Raw genomic sequence first — 14,544 nt, forward strand, 5'->3', positions numbered from 1 at the left:
ACCACTTGATATAGGAGCAACACCATGATGACTCTCCCCGCTTCCGTCACCACCGGCACCTGGACCCTCGACGCTTCCCACAGCGAAATCGGCTTCACCGTCCGCCACGCAGGCATCAGCAAGGTCCGCGGCCAGTTCAAGGACGCCTCGGCCACCTTGGAAGTTGGCGAGACGCTGACCGATTCCAAGGTCACCGCCACCATCCAGACCGCCAGCTTCGACTCCGGCGACGTCAACCGCGATGGCCACGTCAAGGGTGAAGACTTCTTCGACGTAGAGAAGTTCCCGGAAATCACCTTCGTATCCCGCCACGTCAAGGCCAACGGAAACAGCTTCGACCTCGTGGGCGATCTCACAATCAAGGGCGTGACCAAGGAAGTTTCCATCGAAACCGAATTCAACGGTGTCGCAGTGGATCCCTTCGGCAACACCAGGGCCGGCGTTTCCGGCGAAACCACCATCAGCCGCAAGGACTTTGGCCTCACCTGGAACGCTGTCCTCGAAGCCGGTGGCGTCCTGGTCAGCGACAAGGTAGTCATCAACCTCGAGCTCGCGTTCATCGCACCGGCCGCCGCGTAGTCCTTCAACGCTGGCCCGATCCACGGCAGGCCCTATCCTCATTGCCTGCGTCCGCAAACGGCGCCCTGCACAGCTCACGCTGTGGGGGCGCCGTTTCGCATATGGAGAAGTCACTACGCAATTGTTCGGTAAGAAGCCTGTATTTAGCTGCGCGTTAGCTCCGAATTTCCTATGCATCCTTCAACCTGCGGTCTAAAGTGATGCCATGAGTACCCCAGACGAAACACCACAGCCACAGCAGCCCGGCTCCCAGCCTCCGCAGCCCGGCAATGTTCCTCCTGCGGGCTACCAACCGCCCCAGGGATACCAGCCACCGCAGGGTTACCAGCCGCCGTCGCAACCGGGCCAGTATTCACAGCCCGCGCCGCCGCCGCCCGGCCCCGGCCAGCCTGCCCCGGGGCAGCCTGGATTCCATTTCGAAATGCCCACGGACGGTCCCCGCAACTTCAACGACGTCATGCCGCAGGGCGGCTTCTCGGGAATGTTCAAAACCCAGGGCCTGCCAACGGAATTGAAGGTTTCCTACTTCATTTGGGTGATCTCCGGACTCCTGGGCCTCTTGTTTGGACTCATCGGATTCTTCGCCGTCGTCGCAGCATTCGCCTTCGCTCCGGCCTTTGCCGCTATCGCACTGATCCTTCTCCTGCTCGCTTTGGCTGTGGCCGCCGCGCAGGTTGTCCTGGCCATGAAAATGAAGGAAGGCAAGGAGTGGGCACGCCTGGCGTTGACCATCGTGGCCGCCGTCTCCCTGCTGCTGGCCATTTTTGGCGCAGCAAATGGCGGTGGATCAGGCATGGGACTGGGAGGCAACTGGTTCGGCTTCCTCGTCAGCGCTGTAGCAGTTGTCCTGATGTGGTTGCCGAATTCGCAGCTCTGGTTCAAGGCAGTGAAGGGCCAAGTCTAACGCTGACGCGACTGCCGCCGTCGAGCGTTGTCGGTGGAAATGCAGTCTGAAGGCCGCGGTTGAATCCTCCGGGATCCCGCGGCCTTCATCATGAACGCGTAAGCCGACATGATGATTTTTCGGGTCAGCTTGAAATACCTGCGTGTGATCGCCTGCAGCGTCGGACCCGGGAGGTACGGTGGTAGCAGAACCACGCTGGGGGCAGGGTCATTTTGCTGATCCCGGCGGCCGCACAAGCAGTCGAACAAGCAAAGGAATGCCATGAGCAACCCTCCGTACCCGCCGGCCAACCCGGGCGAGAACAACCAGCCCGAAACCAAGGGCTCCCAGCCTTCTGCACCGCAGCCCCCGGCACCCCAGTACGGACAGCCCGGTGCGCCCCAGTACGGACAGCAGTCTCCCGGTCAGCCCGCAGCTCCGCAGTACGGCCAGATGTCCCCTGAAGGTCAGCCTCCCGCAGCTCCGCAGTATGGCCAGCAATCCCCCGCTGCTCCCCAGTACGGTCAGCAGACCCCCTCTGCTCCCCAGTACGGCCAGCCTCCCGCGGCCCCGCAGTACGGCCAAGACACCAACTGGCCGAGCCAACAGCCCGGACCCACCACCGTGCCGCAAATGGTCAACATTGCTTTCTGGCTGATTGTTGGCGCCGCGGCCATCTGGCTCATCTCCATCATCATTTCCATCGCAGCCATCAACGACCCCGCAACGCGGGCCATGTTTGAGGACCAGATGGCAGCCAGCGGTGCAGGTGACATGAGGTTCGAGGACCTTCAAGGTGTCTTTGTGGGCATCATGGTAGCTGTCGGAATCATCGGGGCCGGGCTCTACGCCCTGGTTGCCCTTAATGTGCGCAAGGGCCGCAACTGGGCACGAATCCTTGGAACAGTGCTGGCCGCAATCTCCATCTTCATGCTGGTGCCGCTGAGCCTCGCCACGCTTGCCGCGCTCCTGGGAATTGCCGGAATCGTCCTGCTGTACCTGCCGGCGTCGGCTCCTTACTTCCGTAAGGCGCAGCCCTTCGGCAACACGTACCAGAACCCCTACGGCCGCTAAACACGCAGGGATTCCCAACACACCACGCGGGCGCGGACCCGGCGAAGGCTAAACGGCCTGACCCGGTGTCTGCGCCCGTTGTGCGTGGTAGGCGAGGATCTGGAGCTCGGTTGCCATGTCCACCTTGCGGAGGTTGACGTGCGGGGGGACCTGCAGCAGCACCGGGGCGAAGCTGAGTACGCTCCGGATCCCGGCGGCAATGACGCGGTCACACACAGCTTGGGCCACGGTGGCCGGCAGTGCCAGAACCACCATGTTGGTGTGGGTCCGTTCCAGCACCCGTTCCAGTTCAGCGGAGTCACTGACCCGCAACCAGCCCACCTCGTTGCCGATCACCATGGGGTCTGCGTCGAAGATGGCTACGACGTCGAAGCCGCGGGACTCGAAGCCGCCGTACCGGGCAAGGGCTTTGCCGAGGTTACCGGCGCCGACGATCGCGACCTTCCAGTCGTGGGTCAAGCCGAGGGCCGCCGCGATGTGGCGGCTCAAATACTGGACTTCGTAACCGACGCCGCGGGTCCCGTAGGAGCCGACGTAGGAGAGGTCTTTGCGGAGCGTGGATGAACTGACGCCCGAGGCTTCCGCCAAGGCTTCAGAGGAAACCCGTTCAACGCCTTCGGCCAACAGAGAGTTCAGTGCGCGCAAATAGAGAGTCATCCGGGCCACAGCCGCGGGCGGGATCTGCTTTGTGGCAGGTTCGTTGTCCCCGGTTGTTGCTTCCGGGGACGGTTCCAGCGCAGTCACGGTACTCTCCATTGCGTCGCTTTGTTGTTCCACTCTATGACCCTCGGCCGGACTCAACAAAAGCCATTACTTGCGGGTAGTTCCACCCTCAGCCCTCCATGACTTTCTTCAAGGTCCGGGTGAGCCGCTCTTCGTCGATCTTCCAGAAATCGCGCTGGATGCCGTCCACCAGCACCACTGGAATCTCCTCTGCGAACCGCTCCTGCAGTTGGGGGTCGCCGTCGATCCTCTGCTCGGTCCACTGCACGCCAAGACTTTTTGTGACGCGCTCGACGGCGGCACGCGCCTCCGTGCAGAGGTGGCAGTCAGCTTTGGTGAGAAGAACGACGTCGGGAATAGCCATGTTTCAAAGGTACCGGCCCAACACTGACTCACATCCCATGCCCCGGGTGACACCGTCGTACGTCTTCAACGCCGGCCCCGGTGATTGACTAGACTCAAGGCATGCCCGAGGAGAAGAACGCCGCCGTGGTCGCAGATGCCTTGGTGCAGCAGGACGCCGCACAGAGGGAGGCGGCCAAGAAGGACATCGCCCGGAAGTATGCTGGCGAGGCCGCTTTCTTCGACGTCGACAATACGTTGATGAAGGGTGCAAGTCTCTTCCACGTGGCTCGCAAAATGTATGAGCGCAAAGCGTTCACGCTTTCCCAGGCCGCTGGATTCGCCTGGAAGCAGTTCAAGTTCGTCATGCGGGGCGAGAACATGGAAGACGTCCATTCGGTACGCGACTCCGCCCTGACTCTTGCTGCGGGTATCACCGTGGAAGACATCAAAGCCTTGGGCGAAGAGGTCTATGACGAAATGATCGAGTCACGGATCTGGCCGGGAACCAAGGCGCTGGCAGAACAACACCTTCGGGTTGGCAGGAAAGTGTGGCTCGTGACGGCCACACCCATCGAAGTGGCCACTGTCATTTCCACCCGGCTCGGCCTGACCGGCGCCCTGGGGACAGTGGGCGAGGTAGACGACGGCGTGTACACGGGAAAGCTTGTGGGCGACATCCTGCACGGACCCGCCAAGGCAATCGCGGTCCAACTCGTGGCAGACCGCGAGGGGCTGGATCTGGACCACTGCTGGGCCTACAGCGACTCCGCCAACGACATCCCTCTGCTCACTATGGTGGGGCATCCTGTGGTCATCAACCCGGACGCAAAGCTGCGCCGCCATGCCCGCGAAAATAACTGGCCCGTCTACGATTTCCGTTCCGGACGCCGCGCCGCAACACTCGGGCTCAAAGCCGCGACCGTCGGCGGAGCCGTCTACGGCCTGTGGCGCGGATTCTCAAAGTTCCGCGGCCCGCGCCTCTAACGCTCTCTCACATTCCACCCCCTTCAACCCAACCCTCACTCACCCCCCGCGTGCTTGAACCCAACCCTCGCTCGCCCCCCGCGCGCTTGAACCCAACCCTCACTCACTCCCCACGCGCTTGAAACCAACCCTCACTCACCCCTCAACGGCTTCGTCTCCAGACCTGTGGATAACTTCTGCGCCTCAGCTCAATTGTGGGCAAGAATGCCGGTATGCAACTGCCGATTCCCGTCCCCGCTCAGCTCGCATCCGCTCCATTTACCCTCAAGGAGGCCAGGGCCGCCGGCCTTGCTCGTCCGCAACTCTGGAACCGCGTCGGCATTGAAAGTGTCAGCCAGGGCATTTACCGGCCGGTAGATTGGGAATTCGACCTTGAGGCAGCTGCCCGATCGCTGTCAGCTGCTACCACTGGCGCTTGGATCTCCCACGTCACCGCCGCCAAACTCCATGGATTCCCGCTTCCTCCGTGGCTATCTGACTCAAATGAGCTGCACCTGAGTAAGCCGAGGAATCTGCCGTCAGTGCGCCGAAATGGAGTTACCGGGCACACTCTTGTGGTCTCGAACGGCGAAATCGAGTTGGTTCGAGGCACCTGGATCAGCACTCGCTCAAGGACCTGGTTGGATTTGGCGCGCGTGCTGCCGCTAAAGGAGTTGGTGTGCATCGGTGACGCACTCATTCGCGTACCGAGGCCCGACTTTGAAGAGCGGGCAACACCGTTCACAACACTCGATGCACTTCGCGCCATGGTGGACCGGCACAAGAATCTGCAAGGGGTCGTCCGAGCCAGGGAGGCTCTTGACCTTATGCAGATCGGGGCCGATTCAGTGCCCGAGTCGATGCTGCGCCTCGCGATGCTCGATGCTGGGCTTCCCGAGCCAGAACTGCAGGTGCGGCTCTATCCCAGCGACCCGTTCTCACCGTCCGCGGACCTTGGGTACCGGAAGCGGCGGGTCGCCATCCAGTACGACGGCGGCCATCACCTTGAGGAGGAACAGATGCTTAGCGATCGGCGCAGGGATAAGGCGTTCAAAGCTGCGGGCTGGACAGTCCTGGTTTTCGACAAGGCAGACTTGGCTGACGATTTTGGTGCAGCAGTTCGCCAGATCAAGAGAGTTCTAAGGGGCGCTTGGGTCGATCCCGCCGTCGAGTCAGGTTTTGCACGCGGGACGTGAGCGAGCGTCCAGCCCAAACACGCGGGAGGTGAGCGAGCGTCCACACCAAGCACGCGGGACGTGAGCGAGCGTTGAGGACGCAAAAATGCCCGCCGCCTCGAAAGGCAGCGGGCATTCACGCTTGATGAAGTATCTCTACTTCTTATTGCGGCGCTGGTGGCGAGTCTTGCGAAGCAGCTTGCGGTGCTTCTTCTTGGCCATACGCTTGCGGCGCTTCTTAATAACTGAACCCACGAAAGTTCCTTACAAACTAGAAGTTCCTGTCTGTTGGAACCGATCCGCGGAAGCAGACAGTACAACTGACAGATTCTTACATTGACGTAAAACGTTCCTTAACAGAGTACCGCTTCAAAGGGGCACCCCATGACCACGGTCCGAAGGCCGGACCCCGGCAGGCCTCAGGCGGTCTCGGATTGTCCGTCCACCACAGCACCTTTGAGGTACTGGGCAACAGCCTCTTCAGGGACCCGGAAGGAACGGCCGAACCTCACGGCGGGCATTTCCCCTGAGTGGACCAGGCGATACACGGTCATTTTGGAAACACGCAGGACGTCGGCCACTTCGGCCACCGTCATGAAACGCGCATTCGAGAAGTTAGTCTCCGCGGACATTTCCCATATTCCTTTGCTCTCAGACAGTAGGACACCCCCAGTGGAACGGTGTGCCGATGCTGAGCCATCAAACAACCATGTGCTAGATACTCTAGAGGCTGATGGGGCCAATGTGAAAGAGCCCGGCGCCTGGTTCTGTCCAATACGGGGGTTCCCTGCTGGCAGTGCCGTGCGCACGGCATGTTCGGCAGGGAACCCCCGTGCCGGGCCACGTACCGGGCCCCGGCCCACCGATTCGGGCCTAAGCCGCAACCACTGTCCGGCGTTTCCGTGCCGACGCCGCGAGCTGCTCCAACACGGAGGCCGTGACGTCCCACTCCATGCAAGCATCGGTGACGCTCTGCCCGTAGACGAGCTCCCGCTCCCCCGCAAGCTGCTTAGCCACATCCAGGTTCTGCGCGCCTCCCACGAGGAAGCTCTCCAGCATGACGCCGGCGATCGGCGAGGTCTCCCCTGCTTCGAGCTGAGCACCGATTTCCAAGGCAACCTCAGCCTGGCGGTGGTGGCTCTTGCCGCTGTTGGCGTGGCTGGCGTCCACGATCAGGCGCGGGTTCAATCCCTTGGCGGAGAGCTTGGCGGAGGCCGCGGCAACATCGTCGGCAGAGTAGTTGGGACCCTTGCGTCCGCCGCGGAGGATCACGTGTGTGTCAGGGTTTCCTGAGGTCGCAACGAGAGCTGCGCGGCCGTCGTCGTCGATTCCCAGGAAGGCCTGCTCAGCAGCAGAGGCGCCGCAAGCGTCGATGGCCACCTGGAGGTCGCCGTCGGTGCCGTTCTTGAAGCCGATGGGCATGGACAGCCCGGAGGCGAGCTGGCGGTGGATCTGGCTTTCGGTGGTGCGGGCGCCAATGGCACCCCAGGAGACGAGGTCCGCCATGTACTGCGGGCTGATGGGCTCCAGGAACTCGGTGGCTGTGGGCAGGCCCAACGCTGTGACCTGCTTCAGGAAACCGCGGGCGGCGCGGAGGCCTGCGGCGATGTCGTGGCTGCCGTCCAAGTGGGGATCGTTGATGAGCCCCTTCCAGCCAACAGTGGTGCGGGGCTTCTCGAAGTAGGTCCGCATGACGATCAGCAGGTCTTCTTTGTGCTTCTCGGCCTGGCTGACCAAGCGGCGGGCGTATTCGAGGCCGGCCTTGGGATCGTGAATGGAGCACGGGCCAACGATCACCAGGAGGCGGTCGTCCACGCCGTCCATGATGGCGCGGACCTGGTCACGGCCACGGTCGACGACGGCAGCTGAGCGGCCGTCCAACGGCAGCTCCGCGATGAGGTCCTGCGGGGCCGGAAGCGGCTCGAAGCGGGCCACCCGCAGGTTGGAGGTGGCGGGCTGAGTCGCGTCAGGGGCGTCGAGCGATTCGGTGGATGCTGCGGCGATGCTGGTCATTTCTGGGTCCTGTTCCGGGATGCGGAGCGGGCCCCTTTTCAGAACCCGCCGGATATGGCGAAGGGCAGAGAATAATCTCTGCCCTGTTGGCTCTGAAGGAAAGTTGGATGCGTGTCAGTTAGACGCGGGCCCCTCCAGAGCCAACGAAAAATACGCATACCAACGCTTAGTCATAGCCACACCATAACCGCGGTTCCTGACCACGGGCAAATCGCGTCCATCAAGATGACAGCAGTTTGCGCAGGAACTGCAACTGCTTGATCCAGTGGTGCTCCTGCCCGCCTTCGTGGTTGTTGAAGCGGTACACCTCGATGTTCTTTTCCGGCGCCCCGCCCTGCTCCCGAACGCCGGTTCCGTAATTGTTGAAGCTCGCGAACACTGTTGACGGAGGGCAGATATCGTCCATTTGTGCCGCGGAGAACAGCGCCGGCACGGTTGCTGCCCGGCCAAGGTGGACTCCGTCGAAGTAGTTCAGAACTGCCAGCATGGGCCCGTATTTTTCACGGTGGCGGCCCAGGAGTCCTGCGATCTCCGGGTACGGGCCACGCGGGGTGATGTCGATGGCGCGCGGGAAGTCCTGCAGGAAGGGGACGTCGGGCAGTGCGGCGATGACACCGTCGAGCCTTCCAGCGGCCAGACCGGCAGCGGCAATGGTGATGCCGCCGCCCTGGCTGACGCCTGTCAGCACCACTCTTGAGGGGTCGACGGCGGGATGGCTCTGTGCCGCTTCCACCGCGCGGAAGGCGTCCACGTAGACACGGCGGAAGTAATAGTTGTCCTGGTGGTCGGCGCCCCGGGTCATGAGGCCCGCATAGTTGACGCCGCCGGCCGATGGATGTGGATCCGGAGTGTCGCCGGAAACCCCGCCGTAGCCTTGCCCGCGCGTGTCCATGATGAAGTGCGCGCAGCCTGCCTGAGCCCAACGGGTGTTTTGATTCACCAGACCCCGCCCGCCGGAGTAGCCGATGTACTCCACCACCACGGGAAGATGCTCCCCGGAGCCGAGCTGCGCGGGTAGATGCAGCCATCCCTTGATGCGGTCTCCCCCGAAGCCGGAGAAGGTGACATCGAAGGTGTTGATCACGCTGAGGTAGTTGTCCACGGGCTCAAACACAGCATTGAGCGGGAGCCCGCGCGCCTCAACGATGGTGCGGTCCCAGAAGTCATCGAAGTCCACTGGTGCTATTGCTGTGGAGGAGTAGTTGCGGAGCTGGTCAAGGGGAAGGTCAAAGAGGGGCATGGTCCATTCCGGTTCAGGTGGGTCTGACTGGCGGGTTCAGAGGGGCCGAGATTACTACGGTCAACCAGAGGACATCCTACGTCATGGCAACCTCAATCGGCGCTGATCTTGAATCGTTACATTTTGGCGGGGATCGGGCTAAACTAAACACAGTTGATCACGGGAAAGCGCTTGCTGAGGTGTAGCCTAAACCCGCTCGAACACTTTTGTGAATACCCGGACGACGGCGTCAAGCGCCATCGTTGCCGCGCCAGCTTGAGGAGAGCCATGGACACCGCTTCAACAGAGTCCGCCAGTAGTCCAACACGCCTCAGCGTAAGTGGAGAAAACACCACTGCGCCGGTCAAAATCGCCCTGGTGGGAGTCCACGGCTTCGGCACGCACCACCTCCGCAACCTTGATCGTCTCAGCGCCACGGGCAAGGTGGACCTGATTGCGGTGGCCGATCCGAATCCGCCGGCCCCCGGAGATCTGCCGGAAAGCACAGCTGTCCACGCAAACCTTGATGAGCTCCTGGCCGGAGACCACCACCCGGATGTCATCATCGTGGCTACTCCCATTCAGACCCATGCCCCGCTGGCCCTGTCCGTGCTCGCTTCCGAGGCGGATCTCTACCTGGAGAAGCCACCGGTGGCCTCCATGAGCGACTTCCTTCGCCTCCAGGAAGCGGCGGCCACGTCTGGCCGCAGTGTCCAGATCGGTTTCCAGAGTCTCGGTTCCCATGCGCTGGCAGCACTGGAAAAGCTGGCCAGCGGGCAGGCTTCCGAAAAGTTGCCGGGCATCGGCACCTTGAAGGGGATCTCAGCTACGGGCCGCTGGGTCCGGGACCGGGCCTATTACAAGCGGTCCCGCTGGGCAGGCAAGCGCAGCCTCGATGGCGTGGATGTGGTGGATGGCGTCGCCACCAACCCGCTGGCCCACGCGATCGCCACGGCGCTTCGCATCGCCGGAGCACGGGCCGCCGAGGATCTCGCGACCGTGGAAACCGACCTCTACCGGGCCAACGACATCGAAGCCGACGACACGTCAGTGATCCGTCTGCGCACCACCAACGGCCTACCCATCACGTGCGCCCTCACCCTCTGTGCCACCGAATCCGTGGAACCATATGTGACACTCCACGGCAGTGAAGGCACAGCAGTTTTCCACTACACGGAGGACCGCGTGACCGTCCGCACCGAAGCCGGCGAAACCACCCACACTTTCGGGCGCGACGACCTCACCGAGAACCTCCTCCACCACCTGTCCGAAGGCACGCCGCTGCTGAGCCCGCTCGATCACGCTGGCGCATTCATGCGTGTCCTGGAAGCCATCAGGACAGCAGAGGCACCTGCGCTGATTCCGGCGGAATGCGTGAATTGGGTGGGAACAGGCGAGCAAGCACATGCGGTGATCCCCAGCATCGAGGACATCCTGGAACGCGCCACCCGCGCCCACGCCACGTTCTCCGAGCTGGGACTTCCCTGGGCGCGGCCGGTCTCCGGAGGTGCCGAGGCTCTCTTCTCCCCCGAAGCTGCCACCGCCTACGCTCCCGATGCCGGCAACGCCGCCGCTGTCCTCCGCAGCGGCAGCAACCTTGAGCCGGACCTCTCCCCCAGGCCGTACTTGCACCCGGTGACCACCCCGGCCGGGATAGTGGTCACGGATCACCTGCCCTCGGATCACGTCTGGCACCTCGGCGCAGGATTTGCACTGCAGGACGTCAATGGAAGCAACTTCTGGGGCGGCCGCAGCTACCGGAGAACAGCGGGCAAGTACGTGGATATGAAGGACCACGGGAGGATCGAAACGGCAAGCATCTCCCGGGAAAAGGACCACACGATGCTTGACCTCAACTGGTTCGCGGCCGACGGCGGACTGGTACTGAAGGAAAGCCGCTCCCTGAGCCGCACAGTCCTGGACGAGCGCACCTGGCGACTCGACATCCAGACCCGGCTTACCGCCGTCGTGGATGTTTCACTGGGCAGCCCCGGTTCGCATGGTGCCTCCGGCAGCGGCTACGGCGGCTTCTTCTGGCGCCTCCCTGTCAATTCCTCCCCTCGCGTCTTCTCCTCCACAGCCGAAGGCGAGCCCTCCGTGCATGGTTCCGTGTCGCCGTGGCTCGCTTGGACAGGAGAGTTCGACGGCGGCCCTGGCACCCTGGTGTTTGGCGCACCTGCCGAGTCTGCGGACCCATGGTTCGTGCGGTGCAGCGGCTACCCCGCCGTGGGTTCCGCACTGGCGTGGGACACAGCAGTGGAAGTGGCGGAAAGCGAATCCCTCACCCGGAGCACCACGGTGTGGATCAGCGACGGAACCCTGGATGTGGCGGAGATCGAGGGTCTGGTTTCAGGCCGATGAGCAAGCGCACCGCGGCAACCCCACTTATGGCCACGAGCCTCACAGTGGAGGGCTCAGCGCAGTGCTTGACCGCTCCGGCCGCACCGGTTTTCGGCTGGTTGCTGGATGCAGGCACCTCCGCGAGCGCGGGGCAAATGGTCCAAACCGCATATCGCCTCAGGGTGCTGGACCACACCGGCAAGGACGTATGGGACTCGGGCACCGTTGTCACGGGGCAGCAGCACCACCGTCCCTACACAGGCCCGGACCTGGCCCCGGACAACGACTATCAATGGACTGCGCAGCTCACTGATGCGGCCGGAAACATTGGTGATCCCAGCGAGCCGGCCCGCTTCAGCACAGGTCTCGCCAGCACAGGCCTGCCTGGCGCAGCCGGCTGGAACGCAGAGTGGATTCATCGGGAAGCCGGCGGACGGGCGCCACTGGAGCTGGTGGGCGGCCACCTGCGCGTGAGCGGCTCGCCGTATCTTCCGTGGCCGGTTGCAGCCAACGGCAGCACGGTGATCACCGCGCGGTTCCGCCTGCGCCTTGGGACTGCCGGGATACTCCTTCGCAGCGACGGGCCTGGATCCGGGGTGCTCTTGGAGATCAAACCGAACCGGTCAGCACTCCTTCGCCCCGCCCCTGAGTGGGAGATCGGCGCAATGTCGGCACCGCATACTGAGCCGTTGGCGGAGACTCAGGCGTTTGGGATGACCACGGCTTCGCGTGCGGGAGCCCTTCCCGAGGACGATTGGCAGGATCTGGTCATCGCGGATGACGGCGAACGCATCACAGTCACCATCGACGGTGACATGGTCCTGGACGCCACAGTCCCTGGCGCCGGCAGCACCGGAATCGCGTTCCACCAAGGGCCCCGCAGCCAGGCCGAGTACGTGTCGATCAGCGTCGAGAGTGGCGGGGCCACCGTCCTCGATGCAGACTTCACCAAGCCCGCCGCCCTCACGGGCTGGTGCACCACCACTCCCCTCCGGCAGCCGGACGAATGGACCCTCGCGAAGACCACCATCAAGCCCGGGGGCAATGTTGTCCGCGCCCGCCTTTATGCCGCCGCGAGCCATCACGCCGCGTTCTCCATCAACGGCAACCCGTGCTTGGAGACAACCAACTTCGGCTACCCGGGAGAGCAGTTCTACAACGCAGCCGACGTCACTGAAGCCCTGCAGAGCAGCGACACCGCCACCGTGACCGCCGTCGCGCATTGGTATGGTCCCGGTCAGGGCCGCGCCGCCGGCCGCCCGGGCCTACTGGCCCAGCTGACGGTGGAGTACGACGACGGCACCCGTGACGTGTTCGGCTCGGGACCTGGGTGGCTGGTGGCCGAAGGTCCGTACCGGCAGAGCGGATACCGGAACGATGAGGGCGATCCCATCGAGCATTTCGATGCGACAGCCTGGCCGGAACTACAGCAATGGCACCCGGCGATCTCCCTTGGAACCCACCCAATCCCCGACTTCCCGCTCCTGATGCCTAACGGTGCGGGCGTGGCACGTAACTACGCAGCCGCAGTCGACATTCTCACCGCGGATGACGGAACTCCGGTAGCTGACTTCGGCGCAGTGCTCCCGGGGCGCCCGGTGGTGGAATTTCTCCGTGGTGAGCTTGGACGGACCGTGGTGCTCCGGGCGGGCTACAACGTCCGGGCCGACGGCCGCGTTGATACTGGAAAGACACCCAGCCAGAACACGGACATGTCGTTTCCGTACACCCAGGTAGATGGCCCGCAGCGCTACGAGGCAGCCGTGCACTTGGGCTTCCGCTACCTCGAAATGCCTGGTGTCGAGATTGCAGACCTCGGCGCTGTCGGCGCAACGGTCATCCATGCCGATCACCCGGCGGAGGGCAGTTTCCACAGCTCCGATCACACGTTGAACCGGGTCTTCACGCTTCTGCGGGACTCGGCCTTGCTGGGTGTCCAGGAGCAGTTCGTGGACACACCAACCCGCGAGAAGGGCCAGTTCCTGGGCGACGCCGCGAACATCTCCTACGCCACCATGGCCCTGTTTGCTGAGCGTCACTTCACGGCCAAGGCGTTGCGCGAGTTCGCGGCGTCGGCGCAACGCTACTGGCATTCGCCACAAGAGCGAGGGCGCTACAACGCGGTCTATCCCAACGGCGACGGCAAGCGCGACATCCCTGATTTCTCGCTCATGATGCCCGAGTGGGTGGAGGACTACCACCGGCTCAGCGGGGACGACGCTTTAGTGGCCGAGCTCTTGCCCCAGCTCAAGGACACGGCGGAATACGTCCTCCGGCACACCCCTGACAACGGTCCCACTGCCGGGTTGGTCACGGATCTGGGTGGCGGCGGCGGGCCCTACCTCCACGGCATCGTGGACTGGCCTGCTCCCGGGCGCTTCGGCTACGACATGGACTGCGCGGCGCGCACCACGGTGAACGCCCAGTCGTGGTCAGTGCTCGACGTCGTCAGCCGGCTATGCGCGTCCGCTGGCCTTGAGCGGGAGGCGGCCAGGTTCGGTGGGGCGGCGGCATCGCTGGCTGGACAGATCAATGCCCGCCTCAGGGTGAACGGCGTCATGGTGGACGGACTGTACTCAGATGGCCGCCCCAGCCTCAACGCCTCACAGCATGCGACGTCGTTCCCGTTGTCCATGGGGATCACTCCCGCTGAACACGCGGCGAAGGATGCTGAACGGATCGCCGGGATGGGGATGCGCCAAGGTCCCATGACCGTGCACCGGCTGTTCCGCGCCCTGCTGTCGCAGGGGCGGATGGACGATGTTGTGGATCTCCTCACCGATCCACGCCAGCCCGGGTGGGCCCGCCAACTCGACGCCGGAGCCTCCTTCACTTGGGAGGCCTGGGAGCTTGATGAGGGCACCGACTACAGCCAGTCTCATGCATGGTCGGCATCAGTCATCCGGGAGATCCTGGAGTACCTCCTCGGAGTCCGCGTCACCGCTCCGGGGGCGTCCGCCGTCGTGATTCAACCGCCGGTGTGCCAGCTGGAACATGCCGAGGGCAGCGTGCCGACACAGCGCGGCGTTGTTTCCGTCTCGTGGCGCCGGACGGCGGACGGAATGGAACTGAACTGCACAGTTCCCGCGGGAGTTGCCGCCGAGGTGGTCCTTCCGAGCGGCAAGCACGAGGTCGGCCCGGGATCCTGGCATTTCGGTCCGCGAGACGGCATTTAATGACAATGTTCCTCGTCGGAACTGTCATCAAATGCCATCCCGCGGGACCTATCT

The 14,544-nt window shown here is 63.5% G+C and carries 13 protein-coding genes; 7 read left to right on the forward strand and 6 right to left on the reverse strand.

The window, feature by feature from the left end; genetic code table 11:
* Positions 1-27 precede the first annotated feature (27 nt).
* From CQ020_RS02280 to CQ020_RS02295, 3 genes are all read left to right on the forward strand, one after another.
* Positions 28-579, forward strand: a complete 552-nt coding sequence (locus CQ020_RS02280) for a YceI family protein (RefSeq protein ID WP_105690418.1) — start codon at positions 28-30, stop codon at positions 577-579.
* 205 nt (positions 580-784) lie between these two features.
* The gene (locus CQ020_RS02285) at positions 785-1,483 is read left to right on the forward strand and encodes a hypothetical protein (RefSeq protein ID WP_105690358.1); all 699 of its coding nucleotides are present in this window, start codon (positions 785-787) and stop codon (positions 1,481-1,483) included.
* Between the two features lie 261 nt (positions 1,484-1,744).
* The gene (locus CQ020_RS02295) at positions 1,745-2,536 is read left to right on the forward strand and encodes a hypothetical protein (RefSeq protein ID WP_105690359.1); all 792 of its coding nucleotides are present in this window, start codon (positions 1,745-1,747) and stop codon (positions 2,534-2,536) included.
* A 48-nt stretch (positions 2,537-2,584) separates the two neighbouring features.
* Here the strand turns inward: CQ020_RS02295 and CQ020_RS02300 are convergent, their stop codons facing one another.
* Both CQ020_RS02300 and CQ020_RS02305 read right to left on the reverse strand, forming a co-directional pair.
* Complete coding sequence (locus CQ020_RS02300; protein WP_043456823.1) at positions 2,585-3,292, reverse strand: redox-sensing transcriptional repressor Rex; 708 nt, start codon at positions 3,290-3,292, stop codon at positions 2,585-2,587.
* A 76-nt stretch (positions 3,293-3,368) separates the two neighbouring features.
* Positions 3,369-3,623, reverse strand: coding sequence for a glutaredoxin family protein (locus tag CQ020_RS02305; protein ID WP_105690360.1), 255 nt, complete (start codon positions 3,621-3,623; stop codon positions 3,369-3,371).
* A 101-nt stretch (positions 3,624-3,724) separates the two neighbouring features.
* Here CQ020_RS02305 and CQ020_RS02310 point away from each other — a divergent pair, with 101 nt between their 5' ends.
* Together CQ020_RS02310 and CQ020_RS02315 are read left to right on the forward strand one after the other, a co-directional pair.
* Positions 3,725-4,588 carry an HAD family phosphatase gene (locus CQ020_RS02310; protein ID WP_105690361.1) on the forward strand — a complete coding sequence of 288 codons (864 nt, stop codon included), beginning with the start codon at positions 3,725-3,727 and terminating at the stop codon, positions 4,586-4,588.
* Between the two features lie 212 nt (positions 4,589-4,800).
* Positions 4,801-5,763 (forward strand): DUF559 domain-containing protein, encoded by a 963-nt coding sequence (locus tag CQ020_RS02315; protein WP_105690362.1) that lies wholly within the window; start codon positions 4,801-4,803, stop codon positions 5,761-5,763.
* Positions 5,764-5,898: 135 nt separating this feature from the next.
* On the opposite strand, the gene CQ020_RS02320 is transcribed toward CQ020_RS02315, so the two are convergent.
* From CQ020_RS02320 to CQ020_RS02335, 4 genes are all read right to left on the reverse strand, one after another.
* Entirely contained in the window at positions 5,899-5,997 is a 99-nt protein-coding gene (locus CQ020_RS02320) for a 30S ribosomal protein bS22 (RefSeq protein ID WP_003792170.1), read from the reverse strand.
* Between the two features lie 164 nt (positions 5,998-6,161).
* Positions 6,162-6,374 (reverse strand): helix-turn-helix domain-containing protein, encoded by a 213-nt coding sequence (locus CQ020_RS02325; protein WP_017199160.1) that lies wholly within the window; start codon positions 6,372-6,374, stop codon positions 6,162-6,164.
* Positions 6,375-6,615: 241 nt separating this feature from the next.
* Positions 6,616-7,755 carry a 3-deoxy-7-phosphoheptulonate synthase gene (locus CQ020_RS02330; protein WP_105690363.1) on the reverse strand — a complete coding sequence of 380 codons (1,140 nt, stop codon included), beginning with the start codon at positions 7,753-7,755 and terminating at the stop codon, positions 6,616-6,618.
* Between the two features lie 220 nt (positions 7,756-7,975).
* Positions 7,976-8,995: an acetylxylan esterase gene (locus CQ020_RS02335; protein WP_105690364.1), complete on the reverse strand. Its 1,020-nt coding sequence runs from the start codon at positions 8,993-8,995 to the stop codon at positions 7,976-7,978.
* A 267-nt stretch (positions 8,996-9,262) separates the two neighbouring features.
* On the opposite strand from CQ020_RS02335, the gene CQ020_RS02340 reads away from it, so the two are divergent.
* Together CQ020_RS02340 and CQ020_RS02345 are read left to right on the forward strand one after the other, a co-directional pair.
* Positions 9,263-11,335: a DUF6807 family protein gene (locus CQ020_RS02340; RefSeq protein WP_105690365.1), complete on the forward strand. Its 2,073-nt coding sequence runs from the start codon at positions 9,263-9,265 to the stop codon at positions 11,333-11,335.
* On the forward strand, positions 11,332-14,490 hold the full coding sequence (locus CQ020_RS02345) for a family 78 glycoside hydrolase catalytic domain (protein WP_105690366.1): 3,159 nt from the start codon (positions 11,332-11,334) through the stop codon (positions 14,488-14,490). The genes CQ020_RS02340 and CQ020_RS02345 overlap by 4 nt, the downstream gene beginning before the upstream one ends.
* Positions 14,491-14,544 lie beyond the last annotated feature (54 nt).

This window comes from Arthrobacter sp. MYb23 (assembly GCF_002979775.1).
Taxonomy (GTDB): Bacteria; Actinomycetota; Actinomycetes; order Actinomycetales; family Micrococcaceae; genus Arthrobacter.

Excerpts from the sequence above, each read along its gene's own strand:
- CQ020_RS02345 (WP_105690366.1), top strand. The coding sequence starts at position 11,332 with ATGAGCAAGCGCACCGCGGCAACCCCACTTATGGCCACGAGCCTCACA.
- CQ020_RS02310 (WP_105690361.1), top strand. The coding sequence starts at position 3,725 with ATGCCCGAGGAGAAGAACGCCGCCGTGGTCGCAGATGCCTTGGTGCAG.
- CQ020_RS02315 (WP_105690362.1), top strand. The coding sequence starts at position 4,801 with ATGCAACTGCCGATTCCCGTCCCCGCTCAGCTCGCATCCGCTCCATTT.
- CQ020_RS02295 (WP_105690359.1), top strand. The coding sequence starts at position 1,745 with ATGAGCAACCCTCCGTACCCGCCGGCCAACCCGGGCGAGAACAACCAG.
- CQ020_RS02330 (WP_105690363.1), bottom strand. The coding sequence starts at position 7,755 with ATGACCAGCATCGCCGCAGCATCCACCGAATCGCTCGACGCCCCTGAC.
- CQ020_RS02335 (WP_105690364.1), bottom strand. The coding sequence starts at position 8,995 with ATGCCCCTCTTTGACCTTCCCCTTGACCAGCTCCGCAACTACTCCTCC.
- CQ020_RS02340 (WP_105690365.1), top strand. The coding sequence starts at position 9,263 with ATGGACACCGCTTCAACAGAGTCCGCCAGTAGTCCAACACGCCTCAGC.
- CQ020_RS02305 (WP_105690360.1), bottom strand. The coding sequence starts at position 3,623 with ATGGCTATTCCCGACGTCGTTCTTCTCACCAAAGCTGACTGCCACCTC.
- CQ020_RS02300 (WP_043456823.1), bottom strand. The coding sequence starts at position 3,292 with ATGGAGAGTACCGTGACTGCGCTGGAACCGTCCCCGGAAGCAACAACC.
- CQ020_RS02325 (WP_017199160.1), bottom strand. The coding sequence starts at position 6,374 with ATGTCCGCGGAGACTAACTTCTCGAATGCGCGTTTCATGACGGTGGCC.
- CQ020_RS02280 (WP_105690418.1), top strand. The coding sequence starts at position 28 with ATGACTCTCCCCGCTTCCGTCACCACCGGCACCTGGACCCTCGACGCT.
- CQ020_RS02285 (WP_105690358.1), top strand. The coding sequence starts at position 785 with ATGAGTACCCCAGACGAAACACCACAGCCACAGCAGCCCGGCTCCCAG.